The 24,083-nt window shown below is 71.4% G+C and carries 18 protein-coding genes; 16 read left to right on the forward strand and 2 right to left on the reverse strand.

Features of this window, described 5'->3' with window-relative positions; all coding sequences use genetic code 11:
* The first annotated feature begins 25 nt into the window (after positions 1-25).
* Complete coding sequence (locus FPZ41_RS03475) at positions 26-850, forward strand: Fic family protein (protein WP_152858970.1); 825 nt, start codon at positions 26-28, stop codon at positions 848-850.
* 392 nt (positions 851-1,242) lie between these two features.
* Here the strand turns inward: FPZ41_RS03475 and FPZ41_RS03480 are convergent, their stop codons facing one another.
* Positions 1,243-2,067 carry an HAD family hydrolase gene (locus FPZ41_RS03480; RefSeq protein ID WP_131558624.1) on the reverse strand — a complete coding sequence of 275 codons (825 nt, stop codon included), beginning with the start codon at positions 2,065-2,067 and terminating at the stop codon, positions 1,243-1,245.
* A 589-nt stretch (positions 2,068-2,656) separates the two neighbouring features.
* Here FPZ41_RS03480 and ssd point away from each other — a divergent pair.
* From ssd to FPZ41_RS03515, 7 genes are all read left to right on the forward strand, one after another.
* Positions 2,657-3,760, forward strand: coding sequence for a septum site-determining protein Ssd (gene ssd / locus FPZ41_RS03485; protein ID WP_152858972.1), 1,104 nt, complete (start codon positions 2,657-2,659; stop codon positions 3,758-3,760).
* Positions 3,757-4,944 (forward strand): TadA family conjugal transfer-associated ATPase, encoded by a 1,188-nt coding sequence (locus FPZ41_RS03490; protein WP_152858974.1) that lies wholly within the window; start codon positions 3,757-3,759, stop codon positions 4,942-4,944. Before ssd ends, FPZ41_RS03490 begins: the two co-directional genes overlap by 4 nt.
* Before the next feature lie 14 nt (positions 4,945-4,958).
* A complete protein-coding gene (locus FPZ41_RS03495) occupies positions 4,959-5,801 on the forward strand; it encodes a type II secretion system F family protein (RefSeq protein WP_152859076.1) in 843 nt (280 codons plus the stop codon).
* Entirely contained in the window at positions 5,798-6,598 is an 801-nt protein-coding gene (locus FPZ41_RS03500) for a type II secretion system F family protein (protein ID WP_152858976.1), read from the forward strand. The genes FPZ41_RS03495 and FPZ41_RS03500 overlap by 4 nt, the downstream gene beginning before the upstream one ends.
* A gap of 132 nt (positions 6,599-6,730) precedes the next feature.
* Positions 6,731-6,958 (forward strand): DUF4244 domain-containing protein, encoded by a 228-nt coding sequence (locus FPZ41_RS03505; protein WP_152858978.1) that lies wholly within the window; start codon positions 6,731-6,733, stop codon positions 6,956-6,958.
* Positions 6,945-7,382, forward strand: coding sequence for a TadE family type IV pilus minor pilin (locus FPZ41_RS03510; protein ID WP_152858980.1), 438 nt, complete (start codon positions 6,945-6,947; stop codon positions 7,380-7,382). The genes FPZ41_RS03505 and FPZ41_RS03510 overlap by 14 nt, the downstream gene beginning before the upstream one ends.
* 125 nt (positions 7,383-7,507) lie before the next feature.
* Entirely contained in the window at positions 7,508-7,912 is a 405-nt protein-coding gene (locus FPZ41_RS03515) for an Rv3654c family TadE-like protein (RefSeq protein ID WP_407698745.1), read from the forward strand.
* On the opposite strand, the gene FPZ41_RS03520 is transcribed toward FPZ41_RS03515, so the two are convergent.
* A complete protein-coding gene (locus FPZ41_RS03520) occupies positions 7,878-10,355 on the reverse strand; it encodes a DEAD/DEAH box helicase (RefSeq protein WP_152858982.1) in 2,478 nt (825 codons plus the stop codon). The genes FPZ41_RS03515 and FPZ41_RS03520 overlap by 35 nt on opposite strands.
* Positions 10,356-10,435: 80 nt before the next feature.
* On the opposite strand from FPZ41_RS03520, the gene bldG reads away from it, so the two are divergent.
* The 8 genes from bldG to tmk all read left to right on the forward strand — a co-directional run bounded on the left by bldG (position 10,436) and on the right by tmk (position 24,012).
* Positions 10,436-10,777: an anti-sigma factor antagonist BldG gene (bldG, locus tag FPZ41_RS03525; RefSeq protein ID WP_005475923.1), complete on the forward strand. Its 342-nt coding sequence runs from the start codon at positions 10,436-10,438 to the stop codon at positions 10,775-10,777.
* A gap of 103 nt (positions 10,778-10,880) precedes the next feature.
* Complete coding sequence (locus tag FPZ41_RS03530) at positions 10,881-11,312, forward strand: ATP-binding protein (protein ID WP_131558639.1); 432 nt, start codon at positions 10,881-10,883, stop codon at positions 11,310-11,312.
* A gap of 373 nt (positions 11,313-11,685) precedes the next feature.
* Complete coding sequence (locus FPZ41_RS03535; protein WP_152858984.1) at positions 11,686-14,091, forward strand: sodium-translocating pyrophosphatase; 2,406 nt, start codon at positions 11,686-11,688, stop codon at positions 14,089-14,091.
* Between the two features lie 200 nt (positions 14,092-14,291).
* A complete protein-coding gene (locus tag FPZ41_RS03540; RefSeq protein ID WP_152858986.1) occupies positions 14,292-14,885 on the forward strand; it encodes a small secreted protein in 594 nt (197 codons plus the stop codon).
* Between the two features lie 157 nt (positions 14,886-15,042).
* Positions 15,043-16,569, forward strand: coding sequence for a class I SAM-dependent methyltransferase (locus FPZ41_RS03545; RefSeq protein WP_322619783.1), 1,527 nt, complete (start codon positions 15,043-15,045; stop codon positions 16,567-16,569).
* Positions 16,570-16,699: 130 nt separating this feature from the next.
* Entirely contained in the window at positions 16,700-16,897 is a 198-nt protein-coding gene (locus FPZ41_RS03550) for a hypothetical protein (protein WP_131558646.1), read from the forward strand.
* 517 nt (positions 16,898-17,414) lie between these two features.
* Positions 17,415-20,246 carry a type I DNA topoisomerase gene (topA, locus tag FPZ41_RS03555; RefSeq protein WP_152858988.1) on the forward strand — a complete coding sequence of 944 codons (2,832 nt, stop codon included), beginning with the start codon at positions 17,415-17,417 and terminating at the stop codon, positions 20,244-20,246.
* Positions 20,247-20,607: 361 nt separating this feature from the next.
* Positions 20,608-24,012 (forward strand): dTMP kinase, encoded by a 3,405-nt coding sequence (tmk, locus tag FPZ41_RS03560; protein ID WP_152858990.1) that lies wholly within the window; start codon positions 20,608-20,610, stop codon positions 24,010-24,012.
* The last annotated feature ends 71 nt before the right edge of the window (positions 24,013-24,083 follow it).

Below are 24,083 nucleotides of genomic sequence, written 5' to 3' on the forward strand. Positions count from 1 at the left end.
GGCGGGGGCGCGTAGTGTCGTACTCATGAGTACGACAGGCGCGACCGCCGATCCGCTCGCCGCCCTGGGGGAGCTCTCCGGGGTGGCCGAGTCCGTGGAGTCCGTGCGCAAGGCCGTGGACCGTGTCTACGGGCACCGCATCATGCGCCGCCGCAGCAACGAGATCACCTCCGAAGCGGCACTGCGCGGAGCGCGCGGTTCCGCCGCGCTGTCCGGTGCCGACTGGGCCCTCGAAGAGGTGCGCCGCCGCACGGATTTCAGGGGTGACGACGAGGGCCGGGTGATGGGTGCCGCCCTCAGGCTGACCGCCGAGGCGGGCCAACTGCTGTCCATCTGGCGGCAGTCGCCCCTTCGGGTACTGGCCCGGCTGCACCTGGTGGCGGCGGCCGACGACAACGCGCGCGTGGGGCGTCCGCGTCAGGACGGCGAACCGGTCGACGAACCGCTGGTCGAACTGCCGCTGCCGGACGCCGCCGAGGTCTCCGGCCGCCTCGAAGGGCTCTCCGAGCTGATCAACGCGGGGAGCTCGGCCCCCGCCCTGGTGACCGCGGCCGTCGTCCACGGCGAACTGCTCGCCCTGCGCCCCTTCGGCTCCCACAACGGTCTCGTCGCGCGCACGGCCGAGCGCATCGTCCTGGTCGGCAGCGGACTCGACCCCAAGTCCGTCTGCCCGGCGGAGGTCGGCCACGCGGAACTCGGCCGCGCCGCCTACGTAGCGGCCCTGGAGGGCTACGTCTCTGGCACCCCGGAGGGCATGGCTGCCTGGATCGCCCACTGCGGCAGGGCCGTGGAACTCGGAGCCCGTGAGTCGACGGCCGTGTGCGAGGCGCTGCAGCGCGGGGCGGCATAGCTCCCCGGGCAGGAGAAAAGGCCCTCCTGGAGGGGGCCTTTACGAGGTTGCGGCGGTACGAGTGCTCGTACCGCCGCTGGCATGTTCACCGGGTTACCAGGCGTCCTCGAAATATTGCCCATCAGGCCGGGAACTGTTGCCCGTCACCTGGTGCGGCTGGCCCGTATTCGACGGGTCGACGTCGCGTGGGTACCCCATGTTCATGCTCGGTCCGTGGGGCCAAAATGCGTTATTAAAGGTGATCCTTTCGGATGTCCTTTGGTCTCGCGGGCCGCTGAATCCTTTGTACTCCAGCCCCCGGGGCAAGCGGAAGCCCTGGTTGCACTTCTTTACTTTTAGTCTCAAAGGGTGTTAGCAGGCGGCAAACGGGGCGTCAGGGCGGTTACTGGGGATCATGTGGTGGCGAGCCGGCGTCGGCTCGCGTACCAGACGAGCCCGGCGGTGGCCGCCGCGGCGCCTATGGCGGCGGCCGCGACGAGTGCGGGACGCGGTGGCGCCGACAGCCGCTGCTTCAGCCGTACCGGGTGGTGGAAGTCCAGAATCGGCCACCCGCGCGCGAGGGCCTCCCGCCGCAGTGGACGGTCCGGATTCACCGCATGGGGGTGACCGACGGCCTCCAGCATCGGCAGATCCGTGGCGGAGTCGCTGTAGGCGTAGCAGCGCGCCAGGTCGTACCCCTCGGACTCTGCCAGCTCCCTGATCGCCTCGGCCTTGGTCGGGCCGTACGCGTAGTACTCCACCTCGCCCGTGAAGCAGCCGTCGTCGCCCACGACCATGCGGGTCGCCACCACGCGGTCCGCGCCGAGAAGTTCCCCGATGGGCTCGACCACCTCCGCGCCGGACGTGGAGACGATGACGACGTCGCGCCCGGCGGTGTGGTGCTCCTCGATCAAGGAGGCGGCCTCGTCGTAGATGATCGGGTCGATGAGATCGTGAAGGGTCTCGGCGACGATCTCCTTCACCTGCCGGACGTTCCAGCCGCGGCACAGCGAGGACAGGTACTCGCGCATGCGCTCCATCTGGTCATGGTCGGCGCCGCCGGCAAGGAAGACGAACTGGGCATATGCGGTTCGCAAGACGGCTCTGCGGTTGATCAGGCCGCCTTGGTAGAACGACTTGCTGAACGTGAGCGTGCTCGACTTCGCAATGACCGTCTTGTCCAGGTCAAAGAAGGCTGCTGTGCGAGGCAAGGAGTGGTTTTCCACGAGCCCGAGCATATGCGCCCACCATTCGGGCTAGTGTGGGGTGCGTGGGTTTGCCTGAGAGGGCTCTCGGGTACACCATGGAAGTCACGGATCGTTCGCGACCGTGCTAACCCGGTCCGACTCCTCCCCCCCCGAGTCGGCCGTGGGGACGACCCCCGCTCTCCCCCCCCGGCGGGGGTCGTCGCATGTCCGGGTGGGTTTTCCTCCTCTCTTCATGATCGCCCGGCCGTCTCGTGGCCGCACGGCGACTCCTCAGCTCCTGCACATGATTCGTCACTGTGCGTAGCCGTCAGACTGCGTTGCGGAAGTCGCGCAGAGGTCGCCTGTATGGGTGACGGCGATATTCACAACCCCCGTGTTGTCCACAGTTATCGACCAAGATCCACACGATTTTCGGGATCGCTGCACCGTGATTCAAGCGCGCACCGCTCGCGGCGAGTTCATGGCCGGATCGGTTTGCAGGTGTGCGTTTGGCCGGCACCTGTCGGCCTTGCATATGGAGGCCGGTCCGCCGGTTCTTCACACGGGACTTCACCACGGGCGGGAATCGCGGGGCCGCAGAGGGCCGCGCGGGCTCCGCACAGGAAAACAGCGAAGGGGGATGGAGATCGTGGCGGGAGCCATCGCGAACGAGGTGCCGCCCGCCGCCGAGGGGCGGCAGGGCAGGCCGTTGATCGTCACCGAGGACGCGGAACTGCTGGACGACCTGCTGCGCCTGTGCGCGGCCGCGGGCGCCAGACCGGAGGTCCACCACGGGGTGCCGGAGGGCAGGGGCCGGTGGGAGGCGGCGCCGCTCGTCCTCGTCGGCGACGACGCGGCACGACGCGTACGAGGGGCCGCGCGCAGACGAGGGGTGGTGCTGGTCGGCCGGGACCAGGACGACTCGGGGGTCTGGCGGCGGGCCGTCGAGATCGGCGCCGATCACGTACTGATGCTGCCGGACGGCGAGCAGTGGCTCGTCGACCGCATCGCCGACGTGGCCGAGGGCGTGGGCAGGCCCGCCCTGACCGTGGGGGTGATCGGCGGCCGGGGCGGTGCGGGAGCGTCCACCCTGGCCTGCGCGTTGGCGGTCACCTCTGCGCGGCAGGGCAGGCGCACCCTCCTGGTGGACGCGGATCCGCTGGGCGGCGGACTCGACGTCCTCCTGGGTGGCGAGGCCGTCGAGGGACTGCGCTGGCCGGCGTTCGCCGCCTCGCGCGGCCGGGTCGGCGGCGGAGCCCTGGAGGAGTCGTTGCCCGAACTGCACTCCCTCAGGGTGCTCAGCTGGGACCGCGGCGACGCCGTCGCCATCCCGCCGCAGGCCGTGCGAGCGGTCCTGGCCGCCGGTCGGCGGCGCGGCGGCGCCGTGGTCGTCGACCTGCCGCGCCGGATCGACGAAGGCGTCGCGGAGGCCCTCGCCCAGATCGACCTCGGCCTGCTGGTGGTCCCCGCCGAGCTGCGCGCGGTCGCCGCGGCGGCGCGGGTGGCGTCCGCCTTCGGAATGGTGCTGCGCGATCTGCGGGTGGCCGTGCGGGGGCCCTACACGCCGGGCCTGGACGACCGCGAGGTGGCACGGCTGCTAGGGCTGCCCCTGGCCGGCGAAGTACCCGCCGAGACGGATCTTCTGGACGGCGCTGCACCCCCGGGAGGAGCCCCGCGCGGACCACTCGCACGTTTCTGTACGACCTTCTGGGAGCGGGCGGTGGCCGGAGGTGAGGCCGCATGAAGGGCGACTGGGACCCGGCGGCGGGTACCGACTGCGGGCTGCTGGACGGTGTCCGGCAGTGGCTCGCCGAGAGCGGCTCCGAACCGACACCCGCGCGCGTGGCACAGGCGTTGCGGGAGCGGGGACGGGTGCTCGGGGACGCCGAAGTCCTCGGCGCGGCCGAACGGCTGCGCTCCGAACTGATCGGCAGCGGACCGCTGGAACCGCTGCTCGCCGACCCTGAAGTCACCGACGTCCTGGTGTCGGCGCCCGACCGGGTGTGGGTGGACCGGGGCGGTGGCCTGGAGCTGACGAAGGTCACCTTCCCGGACGCGGCAGCCGTACGACGACTCGCGCAGCGCCTGGCCGCGGTGGCCGGCCGCAGGCTCGACGACGCGCGCCCGTGGGTCGACGCACGCCTCCCGGACGGCACACGCCTGCACGCGGTGCTCCCGCCGGTGGCCGTGGGCTCGACCTGTCTGTCCCTGAGGGTCGTACGGCCGCGGGCGTTCACCCTCGACGAACTGGTGGCGGCGGGGACGGTACCGCCCGGCGGCGACCGGGTGCTACGGGCCCTGATCACCTCCCGCCTCTCGTATGTGATCAGCGGCGGCACCGGCACGGGCAAGACGACGCTGTTGAGCGCGCTCCTGGGCCTGGTCGACCCGGGCGAGCGGATCGTGCTGGCCGAGGACTCGGCGGAGCTGCGGCCCGGTCATCCGCACGTGGTGCGGCTGGAGGGGAGACCCGCCAACCAGGAAGGCGTGGGGCTCGTCGAGCTCCAGGACCTGGTGCGGCAGGCGCTGCGGATGCGGCCCGACCGGCTGGTCGTCGGCGAGGTGCGCGGGCCCGAGGTCGTGTCGTTGCTGGCCGCCCTGAATACGGGACATGAAGGCGGCTGCGGGACTCTGCACGCCAATGCGGCGGCCCAGGTGCCTGCCCGGCTGGAGGCGCTCGGCACGGCCGCCGGGCTCGACCGGGCGGCGTTGCACAGCCAGTTGGCGGCCGCGTTGTCGGTGGTCCTCCATCTAGTCCGGGACCGGGACGGGCGGCGCCGGATTGCCGAGGTGCACGTGCTGGAGCGGGACCCCTCGGGGCTGGTGGTGACGGTGCCCGCGCTGCGGTGGGGTGCCGAGGCGTTCGCGTACGAGCGGGGCTGGGAGCGGCTGCGGGGGCTGCTCCGGGAAGGGAGCGGAGCGCTGTGACGGGGGTCGACGAGATGTCGTCGGGGCTGACCGGGGCGGCTGTGGCGTGTGCCGGGGCGGCGGCTTGGCTCCTGGGCGGACCGGGTACCGGAGCGCGGCGGGCGCAGCTGCTGCTCGCCGGCGGCGGGGCGGTGGGGCCGCCGCCCTGGGAGAGGGCGGCCCTGCGCGTGCGGCGGCTGCCGGCCGAGTGGTGGGCGCCGGTGCTCGGGGCCGTGATCGGCGTGCTGGGCGCGTCCGTGCTGCCGGTGCTCGCTGGTGCGCTCGGAGTGCCGTTGCTGCGCCGGTTGCGCCGGGCCCGGGAGGCGCAGCGGGCGCGCGAGCGGCGCGGTGACGCCGTGATCGCGCTCTGCGGGGCGCTCGCCGGAGAGGTCCGCGCCGGTCGACAGCCGGGCGAGGCGCTGCTGCGGGCCGCCCGGGACTCGGGCGGGCTCGGCGAGGCGCAGTCGGTGGTGCTGGCGGCCGCGAGGTTCGGCGGCGACGTGCCCGGCGCTCTCGTGGGCGCGGCACGGCAACCGGGCGCCGACGGACTACTGGGGCTCGCCGCGTGCTGGCGAGTGGCCGTGGACCGGGGCGCGGGTCTCGCGGCCGGGCTCGACCGGCTGGAAGGTGCCCTGCGCGCCGAGCGGGACCAACGGGCTGACCTGCGCGCCCAGTTGGCGGGGTCCCGGTCCACGGCCGTGATGCTCGCCGGGCTGCCGGTGCTTGGCCTGCTGCTGGGCACCGCGCTGGGCGCCGACCCGCTGCACGTGGTGCTGCACAGCGCCGCCGGCCTGGGCTGCCTGCTGGTCGGCGGAGTGCTGGAGGGCGTCGGCCTGTGGTGGGCGCTGCGGATCGTACGGGGAGCGGAGGCGGCATGAGTACGGACGTTGTCCACAGGCTGGGGGTACTCGTGTGCGCGGCCCTGGGGCTGTGGTGGCTGGTCCGGTCCCTCGACACCGTTCGGCGCGAACGGAGGCTGCGCAGACGGCTGGGCGCGGTGCTGCTCCTGGAGGGTGCGCCGTCGGCGCGGCGGCACGTGGTGCGGGATGCCGCGCGGCGGTGGCTGCCGGTCGCCGGGGTGGTGAGCGCCGGGTGGGTGCTGGTGGGAGGCCTCATGGGACTGGTGCTGGGGCTGGCCGCAGGCTGCGGCTTCTGGTGGTGGCGGCAGCGCCACCGGGGCAGCGGATCGGCGAAGAAGCCTGAGGACAGGGAGTACGACCCGGCCCGAGTGGCGCGTCAACTCCCGCTCGCCGCCGACCTGCTGGCAGCGTGCATCGCCGCCGGAGCCGGCCCGGCCGTGGCCGCCCGAGCCGTGGGCGAAGCCCTGGGAGGGCCCGTCGGGGAGCGGCTGGCCCACGGTGCGGCACAGGTGCGGCTAGGGGGCGAACCGGCCGAGGCTTGGCGGGCGTTGGCCGCACTGCCCGGTGCCGGCCCCTTGGCGCGGCTCCTGGAGCGCGCCGACGAGTCAGGCGTGCCCGCCGCCGCCCCGGTGGCCCGGCTGGCGGCCGAGGCCCGCGCCGCGTGGGCCCGCGCCGCGACCGAACGGGCGCGCCGCGCCGCCGTCATGGTCACCGCACCCGTGGGGCTGTGCTTCCTGCCCGCGTTCATCGCGATCGGGGTGCTGCCGGTGGTGATCGGGCTCGCGGACGGGCTGCTGGGAGGGGGCGGCGAATGACGGGATGACAGGCGACGACAGCACAAGCGACGGCAGAAACAGCAACACAAGTGACAGCAGAAAATTCAGCAGAAACAGCAGTGCAAACAGCAGCATATGGGATGAACGGAACGGAACCTTACGGGGGTTGAGATGCGCAGGGCAGTACGGGCGGTAGACGCGGTACGAGGACGGATGCGCGCCCTGGTGCGCAGGGTGCGCCAGGCGCCGAAGGACGCGGGGATGGTCACCTCCGAGTACGCCGTGGGGATCATCGCGGCGGTCGCCTTCGCCGCGGTGCTCTACAAGGTCGTGACCAGCGGGCAGGTGCAGACGGAGTTGCAGGACATCGTGAAGCGGGCGCTTGATGGCGGGGCGTGAGCGATGGGCCGTGCGATGGGGCGGCGGTGACAGAGGGGCGTGGAGAGCGGCCGCCCGGGCAGCGCCCGTCGAGCGGGGGCGTGACCGTGGCTTCGTGACCGCCGAGGCAGCGGTGGCCCTGCCCGTGCTGGTGCTGTTCGCGATGGCGTTGGTGTGGGCGCTGCTCGCCGCGTGCGCGCAGATCCAGTGCGTGGACGCGGCGAGGGCGGGTGCTCGGGCGGCGGCTCGCCAGGACCCACCCGGCGCGATCGTAGCGATGGCTCGCCGGCTGGCGCCCGACGGGGCGAGGGTCACCGTGAGCCGCGAGGGCGACCTGGTGCACGTAATGGTTGCAGCGAACCCTCCGGGACCGGACGCCCTGAGCCTGGACCTGAGCCATGAGGCTGTGGCACTGGCGGAGGAGACGGTGGGGGCCAGGGGGTGACGGACACAGGACACGAAGCACGGACCAGAGACAGGGCGCACCGGAAGCCACGGCAGCAGAGTGAAAGAAAACGATCGCGCCGGGCGGATCACCGCTCCGACCGAGGATCCGCGACCGTCTGGGCCGTGGGTGCCATCGCTGTGCTGTGTGTGATCTTCGGGGCCCTGCTGGCCATGGGCCAGGCGGTCGTGATCCGGCACCGTGCGGCCGGGGCGGCCGATCTCGCGGCGCTCGCGGCTGCCGACCACTGGACGACGGGTACGGACGCCGCATGCGGCATGGCGGAGCGGGTCGCCCGGGCTCAAGGCACCCGGCTTGTGCGGTGCGCGATCGAGGGCGAGACCTCGGACGTCACGGCTGCGTCGGGGAAAGGACCGTTCAGCGCGGAAGCGAGATCGAGAGCCGGACCGGCGGGGCCGGTCGCACCCGGGCCGACGGCCCCCCAAGCCCCGGTACCGAACGCGCCCCACACCGACCGCGCCCGACCCGGCGCGGTCAGCCCGCCGGTGCCTCCCGCAACAGCTCCGTGAGCAACCGCACGGCTCCTCGCTTGTGCAGTGGATCGTTGCCGTTGCCGCACTTGGGGGACTGGATGCAGGACGGGCAGCCGGCGTCGCACTCGCAGGAGGCGATGGCCTCGCGGGTGGCGGCGAGCCAGGAGCGGGCCGTGTGGAAGGCGCGTTCGGCGAAGCCCGCGCCGCCCGGATGGCCGTCGTAGACGAAGACCGTCGGCAGCAGCGTGTCGGGGTGCAGCGGGACCGAGACGCCGCCGATGTCCCAGCGGTCGCAGGTCGCGAAGAGCGGCAACATGCCGATCGACGCGTGCTCGGCGGCGTGGAGGGCGCCGCCGAGGATCTCCGGGTTGATCCGGGCGGCGTCGAGCTGGTCCTCGGTGACCGTCCACCACACGGCACGGGTGCGCAGCGTCCGAGGAGGGAGGTCGAGTTTCGTCTCGCCGAGCACTTCACCGGTGATCAGCTTTCGACGCAGGAAGGAGACGACCTGGTTGGTGACCTCGACGGAGCCGTAGCACAGGCGTCCGTCGCCCCACGGGACTTCGATGTCGGTCTCCAGTATCGAGATCGACGTCGTGTCGCGGGCGACCGTCGAATAGGGCGGGTTGGCCTCCTGGACCAGGGCCACGGACTCGTCCAGGTCCAGTTCGCGCACCAGGTACGTACGGCCCTGGTGCAGGTGCACGGCGCCCTCGTGGACCGTCGTGTGGGCGGCGCCCGCGTCGACCGTGCCCAGGAGCCGTCCGGTGCCGGCCTCGACGATCTGGACGGGCCGTCCGCCCTGTCCGCGGATGTCCGTGAGGTCGGCGGCCCGCTCGCGGCGTGTCCAGTGCCAGGCCTTGGTGCGGCGCCGGAGCAGCTTCGCGGCCTCCAGCTGCGGCAGCAGGTCCTCGGCGGCGGGGCCGAACAGCGGAAGGTCGTCGTCCGTCAGGGGGATCTCGGCGGCGGCCGCGCACAGGTGCGGGGCCAGGACGTACGGGTTGTCCGGGTCGAGGACCGTCGACTCGACCGGCTGGTCGAACAACGCCTCGGGGTGGTGCACGAGGAACGTGTCCAGCGGGTCGTCGCGGGCGACCAGGACGGCCAGGGCGCCCTCTCCTGAGCGGCCGGCGCGGCCCGCCTGCTGCCACAGGGAGGCCCGCGTGCCCGGGTAGCCGGCGATCACCACGGCGTCCAGGCCGGAGACGTCGATGCCCAGCTCCAGGGCGGTGGTGGCGGCGAGGCCGAGGAGTTCGCCGGAGTGGAGGGCGCGCTCCAGGGCGCGGCGTTCCTCCGCGAGGTAGCCCCCGCGGTACGCGGCGACGCGCCGGGCCAGCGAGCGGTCGCCCGCGGTGCCGGCCTCCGATGTCACGGAGGCGAGGCGTTCCTGGGTGATCACCGAGATGAGTTCGGCGCCGCGCCGGGAGCGGACGAAGACGACCGAGCGGACGCCCTGCAGGACGAGGTCGGTCAGGAGATCCGCGGTCTCCGCGGTCGCCGTACGCCGCACCGGCGCGCCCTTCTCGCCGTGCAGCTCGGTGAGCGGGGGCTCCCAGAGGGCGAACACCAGTTCTCCACGAGGGGAGGCGTCGTCCGCGACCTCGACCACCGGCAGGCCGGTGAGCCGGGACGCGGCGACCGAGGGCTCGGCGGCGGTCGCCGAGGCCAGCAGGAAGACGGGCGAGGCGCCGTACCGGGTGCACAGCCTGCGCAGACGGCGCAGCACCTGGGCGACATGGGAGCCGAAGACGCCGCGGTAGGTGTGGCACTCGTCGATGACGACGTACTTCAGGGCCTTGAGGAAGGAGGACCAGCGCGGGTGTGACGGAAGGATCCCGCGGTGCAGCATGTCGGGGTTGGTGAGGACGTAGTTGGCGTACTGGCGGATCCACTCGCGTTCCTCGACAGGGGTGTCGCCGTCGTAGACGGCGGGGCGGATCGCGGTGCCCAGCGGATGTGAAATTTCCTTCACCGATCGGCACTGATCCGCCGCGAGTGCTTTCGTCGGCGCCAGGTACAGGGTGGTGGCGCCGCGGCCGTTGGGTGCCTCGGAGCCGTCCAGGAGACCGGAGAGCACGGGGACGAGGTAGGCGAGCGATTTGCCGGAGGCCGTGCCGGTGGCGACGACCACCGAATCGCCGTCCAGCGCGTGTTCGGCGGCGCGTGCCTGATGGGCCCAAGGGTGTTCGATGCCCTTGGCCTGCACGGCCGAGATGACTTCCGCGCGGATCCGGTCGGGCCAGACGGCATGGCGGCCCTCACGCGGGGGCAGGTGCTCCGTATGAGTGATGCGCGAAGCCCTGCCCGGCGCGGAGGCGAGCCGGTCCAGGACCGTCCTCGGCGCGGGGCGGGCGGCGGAGTCCGTCGGGGATCGATCGGTTCGGTGATTCTTGGCCATCGGCACCGAGTGTGTCACCGGCGTGACGGACAATGGTCCCAAGGCGTCGTGCACGCCTGCCGGTAAGTGATTGAATGCCATCGCGGCTGGCGAACCGTCCTGGGGCTCCGCCGAGGTGTCCTGAGGGACGACCGCTCGATTAGCAAGGTGCTGGAGGATCCGTGGACCTGTCCCTGTCGACCCGTACCGTCGGCGATCGTACGGTCGTCGAGGTCGGTGGTGAAATCGACGTATATACCGCGCCCAAGCTGCGCGAGCAGCTGGTCGAGCTGGTGAACGACGGGAGTTTCCACCTCGTCGTCGACATGGAGGGTGTCGACTTCCTCGACTCCACCGGGCTCGGCGTGCTGGTAGGCGGCTTGAAGCGTGTCCGGGCCCATGAGGGCTCGCTGCGCCTGGTGTGCAACCAGGAGCGCATTCTGAAGATCTTCCGCATCACCGGTCTCACCAAGGTGTTCCCGATCCACACCTCGGTCGACGAAGCGGTGGCGGCGACGGACTGACCGTCGGTGGGCCGTGTGCCCATGACGGCTGAGACAACAGGAGGGGGACCGGGCTCACGACGGCCCGGCCCCCTGACAGCACGCCCGTTTCCGAGGGGGATGCATGGCCACCGTTGAACTCCGTTTCAGTGCGGTCCCAGGACATGTCAGGACCGCCCGACTGGTGGCCGCTTCCGTCGCACGCAAGGCCGGGGTGGACGAGGCCGTCCTCGACGAGGTGCGGCTCGCCGTCGGCGAGGCCTGCACCCGTGCCGTCGGCCTGCACCAGAGCAGCGGCATCTCGGCGCCGGTGCGGGTGCTGCTGATCGAGGAGGAGAAACAGTTCTCCATCGAGGTCGGTGATGAGGCTCCCCGCGCCGTGCCGGGCGGCACGACGCACGGAGCCCATGAGGACGCGGACGTGGAGGCCGAGGAGGACGAGATGGGCCTCGCGGTCATCAGCGGCCTCGTCGACGACGTGGAGGTCACCGCGGACGAGCACGGCGGCAAGATCCGTATGAGCTGGCCGACCACACCGCCGGCCGCGGTTCCCTGACGCGCGCCTCCCCGTACGCCCCGCCGGCGTACCTCCCTCTTCGAGTCTCCGCCTGCGAGTCTCTGCGAGAGGCTTCGAGTCTCTGCAAAGGGCCCTGCTGAGCAGGGCCCTTTTCCTTTTGTCCGATCATTCTGCGACGACTTCCCGATGATGCGCCTGAATTAGTGAAGGAATTCACGATCAATCAGGCGGTCATTTGATCAAGCGTCAACGCCTTTGAGGCATTACCGCTTTCGGGTTCTGTGCCTCCCCGGCGATCATTTGCTGACGGGCAGGTGGAGCTAATTCCGTTTACCGCGTACTGTTTTGATCAGGTTCCCCTCCCTAGAATCCGTCCACATCTTGAGCTCAGCCCAAGCGTCAAGGAGGACGAATGGCGGGGCTTTTTACCCCTCAGCAGTTTGATCACCCCACAACCTTCGCAGCCGCAGTGCTGACGAACGACAATCGCCTCATCGTGATGGTCATCGGGATCGTCGCGCTGGCCGCGCTCGTGGTCGCCGGGGTCCTGGTGCGGCAGGTGCTCGCGGCAGGCGAAGGCACCGACAGCATGAAGAAGATCGCGGCGGCGGTCCAGGAAGGCGCCAACGCCTATCTGGCCCGGCAGCTGCGCACGCTCGGCGTATTCGCCGTCGTGGTGTTCTTCCTGCTCATGCTGCTGCCCGCGGACGACTGGAATCAGCGCGCCGGCCGATCGGTGTTCTTCTTGATCGGCGCCGCGTTCTCGGCGGCCACCGGTTATATCGGGATGTGGTTGGCCGTACGCAGCAATGTGCGGGTCGCCGCCGCGGCGCGTGAAGCGACCCCGGCGGAAGGTGAGCCGGAAAAGGATCTCACCGCCGTCTCGCACAAAGCCATGAAGATCGCTTTCCGCACGGGTGGCGTCGTCGGCATGTTCACGGTGGGGCTCGGTCTTCTGGGCGCCTCCTGTGTGGTGCTGGTGTACGCGGCCGACGCGCCGAAGGTCCTGGAGGGCTTCGGTCTCGGTGCGGCGCTCATCGCGATGTTCATGCGGGTCGGCGGCGGCATCTTCACCAAGGCCGCCGACGTCGGCGCCGACCTGGTCGGCAAGGTCGAGCAGGGCATTCCGGAGGACGACCCGCGCAATGCCGCGACCATTGCCGACAACGTGGGCGACAACGTCGGCGACTGCGCGGGCATGGCTGCCGACCTCTTCGAGTCGTACGCCGTGACCCTCGTCGCCGCGTTGATCCTCGGCAAGGCGGCGTTCGGTGACGCGGGGCTGGCGTTCCCGCTGCTCGTGCCCGCGATCGGTGTGGTCACGGCGATGATCGGCATCTTCGCCGTGGCCCCGCGGCGCGCCGACCGGAGCGGCATGAGTGCCATCAACCGCGGTTTCTTCATCTCCGCGGTGATCTCGCTGGCGCTGGTCGCGGTCGCGGTCTTCGTCTATCTGCCGTCGTCGTACGCCGGCCTGAAGGGCGTCACGGACGCGGCGATCCTCGGCAAGGGCGGCGATCCGCGGATCCTCGCGCTCGTCGCGGTGGCCATCGGCATCGTGCTGGCCGCGCTGATCCAGCAGCTGACCGGCTACTTCACCGAGACCACCCGACGCCCCGTGCGGGACATCGGCAAGACCTCGCTCACCGGCCCGGCCACCGTCGTCCTCGCCGGTATCTCCATCGGCCTCGAATCGGCCGTCTACACCGCCCTGCTGATCGGCCTCGGCGTGTACGGGGCGTTCCTGCTCGGCGGTACGTCGATCATGCTCGCCCTGTTCGCGGTGGCGCTGGCCGGCACCGGTCTGCTCACCACGGTCGGCGTCATCGTCGCCATGGACACCTTCGGACCGGTCTCCGACAACGCTCAGGGCATCGCCGAGATGTCCGGCGACGTCCAGGGCGCGGGCGCGCAGGTGCTCACCGACCTCGACGCCGTGGGCAACACGACCAAGGCCATCACCAAGGGCATCGCCATCGCCACGGCCGTACTCGCGGCCTCGGCGCTCTTCGGGTCGTACCGCGACGCGATCCTCACGGCCGCGAACGACGTGGGCGAGAAGGTCTCCGGCGCGGGCGCGCCGATGAACCTGATGATGGACATCTCACAGCCCAACAACCTCGTCGGGCTCATCGCGGGCGCCGCGGTCGTCTTCCTCTTCTCGGGGCTGGCGATCAACGCGGTCTCGCGGTCCGCCGGTGCGGTCGTCTACGAGGTCCGCCGGCAGTTCCGCGAGAAGCCGGGGATCATGAACTACACCGAGACGCCCGAGTACGGCAGAGTCGTCGACATCTGCACCAAGGACGCCCTGCGGGAGCTGGCCACACCGGGACTGCTCGCCGTGATGGCGCCCATCGCGATCGGGTTCACGCTCGGCGTCGGCGCGCTCGGGGCCTATCTCGCGGGTGCGATCGGCACGGGCACGCTCATGGCGGTGTTCCTCGCCAACTCCGGCGGCGCCTGGGACAACGCCAAGAAGCTCGTCGAGGACGGCCACCACGGCGGCAAGGGCAGCGATGCCCACGCGGCGACCGTGATCGGCGACACGGTGGGCGACCCGTTCAAGGACACCGCGGGCCCCGCCATCAACCCGCTGCTGAAGGTGATGAACCTGGTGGCGCTGCTCATCGCGCCCGCGGTCGTGAAGTTCAGTTACGGCGAGGACAAGAGCATCGTGCTCCGTGTGCTCATCGCGGTGGTCGCGCTCGGCGTGATCGTCGGCGCGGTGTACATGTCCAAGCGGCGCGGTATCGCCGTGGGTGACGAAGACAACACCGACCGGACGGCCAAGTCGGTGGATCCCGCGGTGGTTTCGTAGACGGCGGTACGAGGGCCGGCTTCGCGCCGGCCAACGGACGGGCGGTTGGCGCGTGTTGACGCGTCATCCGCCCGTTCTGCCGTTTGTGTGCCCTGTCCGTGAGCCTTCTCTCTTTCGTGCAAATGGATCATATGGTGTGATAACGGGCATATGACATCGGGGTGTCACCCGTTCGGCGTGTATGTTCCGGGCCGAGAGCCATGGAAGGGACCAATCCGGTGAACAAGAAGCTCGCGGCCGCACTGTCCGGCGGTGCGGTACTGGTACTGGCGCTGTCGGGATGCAGCAGCAGCGACGACAACAGCGAACAGCTGAACTCCTGGGCCAAGCAGGTCTGCGACGCCGTGCAGCCGCAGACGAAGAAGATCACGGCCGCCAACGCCGCGATCCAGCAGGAGACCTCGGACGACAGCACACCGGAGGCCGTGCAGAAGGTGGACTCCCAGGCCTTCCAGGACATCTCCGACGCCTACAAGGCGATGGCGACCGCCGTCCAGAAGGCCGGGGCGCCGGACGTCGAGAACGGCGACAAGAAGATGCAGGACGCGGTCAAGGAGCTCAACACCCTCTCCACCGCCTACGCCGAACTGAAGAAGAAGTCGGACGACCTCGACACCAAGGACCAGGCGAAGTTCGCCGACGGCCTCAAGGGCGTCGCCACGGAGCTGGAGAAGCTGAGCAGGAGCGGCAGCGACGCGCTCGCCAAGCTGGAGGAGGGCGACGTGGGCAAGGCGATGTCCCAGCAGCAGAGCTGCAAGACCGCGGCCGTCTCGTCCTCGGCGGGCAAGGGCTGACGTCCGCGTGAAAGGGCGCCCCTCGTGAAGTGGCGCGCCTGAGGAGGGCGATCGTTCGTCAACCTCACAAGGGTCCGGTACGCGCGCGTGCCGGACCCTTGGCATATGCCGTCCACAGGTGTGCGCGCCATGTCGCGGAAGCCGACACAATGGGACCGTGAGCAACTCCAGCCTGTCGCCCCTGCCCGCCACCGACCGCCCCGACGTCGCCGCCCGGCTCCGGGACGCCCTGATCGGAGCCGGCTTCACCGCCGACGGCCTGCTCGACCTGCTCGGCGCTCCCGCGTACGCGGCGCTGGCCCGCAGCGAGACCGTGCCGGCGCTGCGGGCGACGCGCGGGGACACGCCGCTGGAGGCGCTCGTACGGCTCTTCCTGCTCCAGCAGCCCGTGGCGCACGCGCGCGTGGCGGACGCGCTGCCGGTCGACGCGTGCCTGGAGAGCGGCTGGCTGGTGCGCGCCGCTCCGGACGCGGGGGACGATCTCGCCGCCACCGTCGACGTACGGCCGTACGGCGGTCCCGGTGGCGAGGACTGGTTCATCGTGTCCGACCTGGGGTGTGCGGTCGGCGGGGCCCGCGGCATCGGCAGCCATGGGGAAGGTGTCGTACTCGGAGTGGGCGGGGCGTCCACCACGCTTGCGGGAATCACCGTACGGAACCCGGTCGCCTCCGTGCTCGACCTCGGCACCGGATCAGGGATCCAGACCCTGCACGCCACGCGCCACGCCACCCGGGTGACCGCGACCGACGTGAACCCGCGCGCGCTGCACATCACCGCGCTCACGCTCGCGTTGTCCGGCGCACCGGCGGCCGACCTGCGCGAGGGTTCGCTGTTCGAGCCGGTGCGGGGCGAGACGTACGACCTGATCGTGTCCAACCCGCCCTTCGTGATCTCTCCCGGCGCCCGGCTCACCTACCGCGACGGCGGCATGGGCGGGGACGACCTGTGCCGGGCGCTGGTCCAGCAGGCGGGGGAGCGGCTGAACGAGGGCGGGTTCGCACAGTTCCTCGCCAACTGGCAGCACGTGGAGGGCGAGGACTGGCCGGACCGGCTGCGCTCCTGGGTGCCGCGCGGGTGCGACGCCTGGATCGTGCAGCGCGAGGTGCAGGACGTCACGCAGTACGCCGAGCTGTGGCTGCGCGACGCGGGCGACCACCGCGCGGACCCCGCCGAGTACCAGGCGCGGTACGACGCGTGGCTCGACGAGTTCGAGGCGCGCAAGGTCAGGGCCGTCGGGTTCGGCTGGATCACCCTGCGCAGGACCGGTGCCGCCGAGCCGTCGATCACCGTGGAGGAGTGGCCGCATCCGGTCGAACAGCCGCTCGGCGACACGGTGCGCGCGCACTTCGAGCGCCTCGACTACCTGCGCGAGCACGACGACGCGGCCCTGCTCGCCGGGCACTTCAGGCTCGTCGAGGAGATCGTCCAGGAGCAGGTCGGGCTGCCGGGCGCCGAGGACCCCGAGCACGTGGTGCTGCGGCAGAACCGCGGGATGCGCCGGGCCACCAAGGTGGACACGATCGGCGCGGGCTTCGCAGGGGTGTGCGACGGCTCGCTCAGCGCGGGCCGGATCCTCGACGCCATCGCTCAACTGGTCGGCGAGGACCCGGTGTTGCTGCGCGACCGGACCCCGGCGCAGATCCGGCTGCTGGTGGAACAGGGCTTCCTCGAACCCGCCGGCTGAGGCTGACGGCGTCCGTCCGGCCGTCTCGTGCACGACGGCCGGGGTGTTCACCACGCGTTCGTCTTCCGGTCTCCCGGGCCTGTGAGGCTTTCTGGCCCGAGGATCCGAGCACACAGGACATGGAAGAGACATGGAAACCGCACCGGCGATCTTCACGGGCACCGTGTTCGTACTGTTCGGATCGTCGCTGCTCCTGTGGACCGGACACCGGGTATGGCGCCACGAGGCGGTCGCCGACGGAGTGCACCCCAAGGTCTCCGCTGTGGTCGCGACACTCGCCGGCGTGAGCGCACTGGCGCTCGCGGCGTGGTGCTTCGCACAACTCTGACGACGGCGCACGGCCAACGGCACGCCGGCCCGGACGATCTCCAGTAGCGCATCACACGTAGACGACTGCTTCCCCCAGCAGGCTCCCGGGCATACGTGCTTCCCTCGCGGGCATGAGGAGCAGACTCGCGGGCTCCGCGCATACGAGCAGATGAGGCACCCTTGCCGCCTCTCCGACGGGAAGCGGCGCTCCCGAGTTACCCTCGGAAACCATGCTCGGCGATACACCCGGCACACGAGCGTTGTCCTCGTGTCCTGACGCCGGGCCCGCGTGTGCATACTGCCACAAGAAGGCTACGGATGGTGAGAAGAACCGATGAGCCTTCATTCCGGCCCCAGGTTAGTCTGAGGCTTGACCCGTTACATTGGGAGACCGTTCGAGTGGCCGTTGTGTACTTCGGTCATTTGACACGGGGGCGGGATTTACCGTCACACTCCGCAGCGTCAGTACGTGCGCGCCACATCCCGTGGCCCCAGCCCTGGGGTGCCCCCAGCGTCGACCGGAGAGAAGAGCGAAGTTGTCCCCGACCAGCGAGACCGCGAAGGGCGGCCGCCGACTCGTCATTGTCGAGTCGCCTGCCAAGGCGAAGACGATCAAGGGCTATCTCGGCCCCGGCTACATCGTCGAGGCGAGCGTCGGGCACATCCGTGACCTTCCGAACGGCGCCGCGGAGGTGCCCGAGCAGTACACCGGCGAGGTGCGCCGCCTCGGCGTGGACGTCGAGCACGACTTCCAGCCCGTCTACGTGGTCAACGCCGATAAAAAGGCCCAGGTCAAGAAGCTCAAGGACCTCCTGAAGGAATCGGACGAGCTCTTCCTCGCCACCGATGAGGACCGCGAGGGCGAGGCCATCGCCTGGCACCTCCAGGAAGTCCTCAAGCCCAAGATCCCGGTCAAGCGGATGGTGTTCCACGAGATCACCAAGGACGCGATCCGCGAGGCCGTCGCCAACCCGCGCCAGCTCAACAAGAAGCTGGTCGACGCCCAGGAGACCCGCCGCATCCTCGACCGCCTCTACGGCTACGAGGTCTCGCCGGTCCTGTGGAAGAAGGTCATGCCGCGGCTGTCGGCGGGCCGTGTGCAGTCCGTGGCGACTCGGCTCGTCGTGGAGCGGGAGCGGGAGCGCATGGCGTTCCGCTCCGCCGAGTACTGGGACCTGACCGGCACCTTCGGCACCGGCCGCGCCGGCGATGTGTCCGACCCGTCCTCGCTGGTCGCGCGGCTGACCGCGGTCGACGGCCGGCGGGTCGCCCAGGGCCGTGACTTCGACTCGCTCGGCCGGCTCAAGAGCGCGAACACGCTGCACCTGGACGAGGCCAACGCCCGCGCGCTGGCCGCCGCCCTGGAGAGCACGCGGTTCTCCGTGCGCTCGGTCGAGTCCAAGCCGTACCGGCGCTCGCCGTACGCGCCGTTCCGTACGACGACGCTCCAGCAGGAGGCCAGCCGCAAGCTCGGCTTCGGCGCGAAGGCGACCATGCAGGTCGCGCAGAAGCTGTACGAGAACGGCTACATCACGTACATGCGTACGGACTCCACGACGCTGAGCGACACCGCGGTCTCGGCGGCCCGCGCCCAGGTCACGCAGCTGTACGGCGCCGACTACCTGCCGGACCGGCCGCGTACGTACGCCGGGAAGGTCAAGAACGCGCAGGAGGCGCACGAGGCGATCCGGCCCTCGGGCGATCGTTTCCGCACGCCCGCCGAGACGGGGCTGACCGGCGACCAGTTCAAGCTCTACGAGCTGATCTGGAAGCGGACGGTCGCCTCGCAGATGAAGGACGCGACCGGGAACTCCGTCACCGTCAAGATCGGCGGCGCCGCTGCCGACGGGCGGGACGTCGAGTTCAGCGCGTCCGGCAAGACGATCACGTTCCACGGCTTCCTGAAGGCGTACGTCGAGGGCGCGGACGACCCGAACGCCGAGCTCGACGACCGCGAGCGCCGGCTGCCCCAGGTCAACCAGGGTGACGCCCTGAGCGCCGAGGAGATCACGGTCGACGGGCACGCAACCAAGCCCCCGGCCCGTTACACCGAGGCCAGCCTGGTCAAGGAGCTCGAAGAGCGCGAGATCGGCCGCCCGTCGACGTACGCGTCGATCATCGGGACGATCCTCGACCGCGGCTATGTGTTCAAGAAGGGCACGGCCCTGGTGCCGTCCTTCCTGTCCTTCGCCGTCGTCAACCTCCTGGAGAAGCACTTCGGGCGGCTCGTCGACTACGACTTCACCGCCAGGATGGAGGACGACCTCGACCGCATCGCGCGCGGCGAGGCGCAGTCCGTGCCGTGGCTGAAGCGGTTCTACTTCGGCGAAGGCGCGAACGGCGACGGCAGCGCCGCCGAGGCGGGCAACGGCGACGGGGACCACCTGGGTGGCCTGAAGGAGCTGGTCACCGACCTCGGCGCGATCGACGCGCGCGAGGTGTCGTCCTTCCCCGTCGGCAGCGACATCGTGCTCCGGGTCGGCCGCTACGGCCCGTACATCGAGCGCGGCGACAAGGACTCCGGGAACCACCAGCGCGCGGACATCCCGGACGACCTCGCTCCGGACGAGCTGAGCGTCGAGCTCGCGGAGGAACTGCTCGCCAAGCCGAGCGGTGACTTCGAACTGGGCGCCGACCCCTCGACCGGCCACCAGATCGTCGCCAAGGACGGCCGCTACGGTCCGTACGTCACCGAGGTGCTCCCCGAGGGCACCCCGAAGACCGGCAAGAACGCGGTCAAGCCGCGCACGGCCTCGCTGTTCAAGTCGATGTCGCTGGACACGGTGACCCTTGAGGACGCGCTCAGGCTGATGTCGCTGCCCCGCGTCGTCGGCACCGACGCCGAGGGCCAGGAGATCACCGCGCAGAACGGCCGTTACGGCCCGTACCTGAAGAAGGGCACGGACTCCCGTTCCCTCCAGGCCGAGGAGCAGCTCTTCACGATCACGCTGGAGGAGGCGCTGGCGATCTACGCCCAGCCCAAGCAGCGTGGGCGGGCCGCGGCCAAGCCGCCGCTGAAGGAGCTCGGCGCGGACCCGGTCAGCGGCAAGCCGGTCGTGGTCAAGGACGGCCGCTTCGGCCCGTACGTCACCGACGGCGAGACGAACGCGACCCTGCGGTCGGACGACAGCGTCGAGGCGATCACGCCGGAGCGCGGGTTCGAGCTGCTCGCCGAGAAGCGGGCGAAGGGGCCCGCCAAGAAGACGGCGAAGAAGGCCGCGGCGAAGAAGACGACCGCCAAGAAGATCACCGCCAAGAAGGCCGCCCCGGCCAAGAAGGCCGCCGCGAAGAAGACGACGACGTCGAAGACCGCGGCGAAGAAGGCGCCCGCCAAGAAGGCGGCGGCCAAGACGGCCGACGCCGAGTAGAGGCCGCCGTGGAGGACGCCGAGCAGAGAGCGGCACAGTAGACAGAAGCAGGTCGGGCCCCGGCAGCCGCCGGGGCCCGACTTGTAGAAGCCTTGTGAAGTTTGGTTTTCGCTCCCCGCTAGGCTGAACGCTTGGTCCTCCCCGGCAGGGCGCTTTCTGCTTCAATGTCGACCGCTGCAGGACGGGGTACCCGATCTACGGGGTACCCGATCCGCGGCCTGGCACCAACTCCACAGACGTGACGTCCCGCCGACCCGGCAGCAGGCCCGGTTGCCCGGACTTGGCCAAACTAGCGTGACGGAGAGCCCGCGTACCATCACCCAGTAGAGGGATGCGACGGTTCTCCGGACGGAAGAGAGAGATGACCCGAGCCGAGCAGCCAACGGCCCAGAATCCGGCACCCGATGACGTCCTGGTCGCGGACTCCCGCGAGCGCGCCGTCCGCGCCCTGCTGCGTCAGCCGCAGCTCAAGCGGCTGTGGAGTGCACAGCTCGTGGGCGGCGTGGGCGATGCCCTCGCGCTGCTGGTCCTCGTACTCCTCGCCTTCCAGGCGGCGATCGCCCAGGGCTCGTTCGGCGGTGGTTACCGCGGGGTCGCCCTCTGTGTGGCCGCCGTCTTCGGGACGCGCCTTCTGGCCACACTGCTCTTCGGGGCAGTCCTCCTCGGACCGCTCACGTCGCTCACGTCCCAGGAGGGCCCGCTCGACCGCCGCTGGACCATGGTCGGCGCGGACGGACTGCGCGCGGCGCTGCTGCTCGTGGCCCCCCTGTGGATCGACTGGACTCCGGACAACGCGCTCGCCGTTCTTCTGGTGACCGCCTTCGTGACCGGAGTCGCCGAGCGCTTCTGGACGGTGTGCCGCGAGAGCGCGGCGCCCGCCCTGCTGCCCACGCCCCCGCTGGAGGGCGCGACCGTGCGCCCGCTGCCGGACCACATGGACGCGCTGCGGCGTCTGTCCCTGCGTACGGGATTCGTGGCGGTGCCTCTCGCCGCGGGCGGCCTCGTCGTGGTCTCGCTGCTCAACAACGCGCTGGGCGCCGGTATCGACTGGTTCGGCCAGCACCAGGCGGCACTCGCCTCGTACGTGGCGGCCGGGTTGTTCGCCGCCTCCCTCTCGGTCCTGGTCTTCCTCGAACTGCCCGACACGCGCACGCCGCGCCCGCGGTCGCCGCTGGAGGGTCTGCGCCGCCCCAAGTCGGGCACGGGCGCCGACAAGGGCCGCACCGGCGCGATCACGATCCTGGTGCTCGCCTGCGCGGCGGTCGCGAGCGCCGTCGCTGCCGCGGTCGCCGTCGCCGTACTGCACGCCAAGGACCTGGGCGGCGGGCCGGTCACCTACGGGCTGCTGGTCGTCGCGCTGACCGGCGGCGTCGCGGTCGGCATCCGCAGGGCGCCGTCGGTACTGCCCGCACTGTCGCGGCGCCGGCTGCTCGCCCTGGCGATCGCCTCCACCGGAGTGGCGCTGCTCGCCGCCGGGCTCGTACCGGACGTGACGACCGTGGTCCTGCTCCTCGCCCTCGCGGGCGTGGGCGCGGGCATCGCCGCGAACACCGGGCACGCGCTGCTGGACCAGGAGGCCGAGGACTCCCGCCGGACGCGCACGACCGAGCACCTGCACGCGGTCGTACGGGTCTTCGTGGCGATCGGCGCCGTGATCGCCCCGGTGCTGGCCGCGCTGATCGGGCCGCACCGGCTGGAAAGCGGCAAGTTCGTGTTCGCGCACGGGGGTGCCGCCTTCACGCTGATGCTGGTGGGCGCGCTGCTGCTGCCGGTGGCCGCGCTGGTGCTCGCCAAGGTGGACGACCGTTCCGGGGTTCCGCTGCGGCACGACCTGCTGGACGCTCTGCGGGGCGGGGACGACCCGGAGGTGGCCCCGGCTTCCACGGGCTTCTTCATCGCCCTGGAGGGCGGCGACGGGGCCGGCAAGTCGACCCAGGCCGAGGCGCTCGCGGAGTGGATCCGCGCCAAGGGGCACGAGGTCGTGCTGACGCGCGAGCCGGGCGCCACCCCCGTGGGCAAGCGGCTCCGCTCGATCCTCCTGGACGTGTCGTCGGCCGGACTGTCGCACCGCGCGGAGGCGCTGCTGTACGCCGCCGACCGCGCCGAGCACGTGGACACCGTCGTACGGCCCGCCCTGGAGCGGGGCGCCGTCGTCATCTCGGACCGGTACATCGACTCGTCGGTGGCCTACCAGGGCGCGGGCCGGGACCTGTCGCCCACCGAGATCGCGCGGATCTCGCGCTGGGCGACGAACGGACTGGTCCCGCATCTGACGGTGCTGCTGGACGTCTCCCCCGAGACCGCCCGCGAGCGGTTCACGGAGGCGCCGGACCGGCTGGAGTCGGAGCCGGCCGAGTTCCACGCGCGCGTGCGGGCCGGTTTTCTGACGCTGGCCTCGGCCGACCCGGGGCGCTACCTGGTCGTGGACGCGGGCCAGGAGCCCGAAGCGGTGACCACCGTCGTCCGGCACCGGCTCGACCTGATGCTGCCGCTGTCCGAGGCCGAGGTGAAGGCCCAGGAGGAGGCCCGCCGCAAGGCCGAGGAAGAGGCGCGGCGCAAGGCCGAGGAGGAGGCCCGCCGCAAGGCCGAGGAGGAGCGCCTGGAGCGTGAGCGCCAGGAGGAGCTCGCCCGGCTGCGCGCGGAGGAGGAGGAGCGCAAGCAGCGCGAGCTGGAGGAGGCCCAGCGGCGCGAGGCCGAGCGGCAGGCGGAGGAGGCCCGGCAGCGGGCCGAGGAAGCGCGGCGGAGGGCCGAGGAGGAGCGCGCCCGGCTCCTCGCGGAGGAGAAGGCCCGGGCCGAGGAGGAAGCGCGCCGCAAGGCCGAGGAGGACCGTCGCCGCAGGCAGGCCGAGGATGAGGCCCGGCTGCGGGCCGAGGCCGAGGCGCGGCGCCTGGAGAAGCAGCGCAAGGCCGAGGAGGCCCTGGTGCGGGCCGAGGAGGCGCGGCGGGTGGCGGCGGAGGCCGCGGCCGCGGCTTCGGCCGGGACGGCGTCGAGGACCGGCGGTGCGGGTGGTGCCGCTGGTTCGGCCGGTGCGGCCGGGGGCTCTGCGGCTGCTGCCGGGGCGGATGCGTCGCGGGAGCGGGGCTCCGAGTGGACGTCCGCCTCGTCCTCGCCGTCTCCCTCTCCGTCATCCCCGTCGTCCCCGTCCGCGTCACCTGCGTCCTCGCCGGACAACGAGCTGACCGTCCCCACGCCCGTCGTGACCCCGTCGAACCTGTCGGGCGGGCCCGTGGACGAGACGGCCGTGCTGCCGCCGGTACGCCCCGGTGGCCCCGACTCGGAGACGACCACCCAACTGCCGCAGCCGCCGGCGCCTCCGGGCGCCGGGGACGAGACCACCGTGCTGCGGAAGCAGCCGGCTCCGGACGGCGCGGCCGACGAGACGGCCGTGCTTCCTCCCGTAAGGGAGGAGGGTGCCGCTCCGCGTGGTGCGCGGAACGCGGGCCAGGAGTCGCGGCAGGCTCCGGCGGGCGGCTCGGCCGACCCGGCGGACCGGATGCCGTCGGGCTTCTTCCGGGACGAGCGGCCCGGTGGCTCGCAGGACCGTACGCGCGAGCTGCCCCAGGTGGACGCCGAGGGAGCCCCGCGTCGCCGTCCCCGGTCCGACTGGGCGGAGGAGACTCCGCTGGACGACCTGCCGACCCTGGCCGACGAACTGCTGGGGCCGCGCGACGGCCACGAGGACGGGGCCGACGGCAGCCGGGACGACGACGGGCGCGGCGAGGGCCGTGGTGGCCGGGGCCGAGGCCGGGGCGGACGGCGGCGCTGATCACGGTCGGGCCGGCGTGGACGGTGCCGCTGATCACGGTCGGGCCGGGGCGGGCGGTGCGGGTGGGCGGT

The sequence above is a fragment of the Streptomyces acidicola genome, assembly GCF_009377235.1.
Lineage (GTDB): Bacteria > Actinomycetota > Actinomycetes > Streptomycetales > Streptomycetaceae > Streptomyces > Streptomyces acidicola.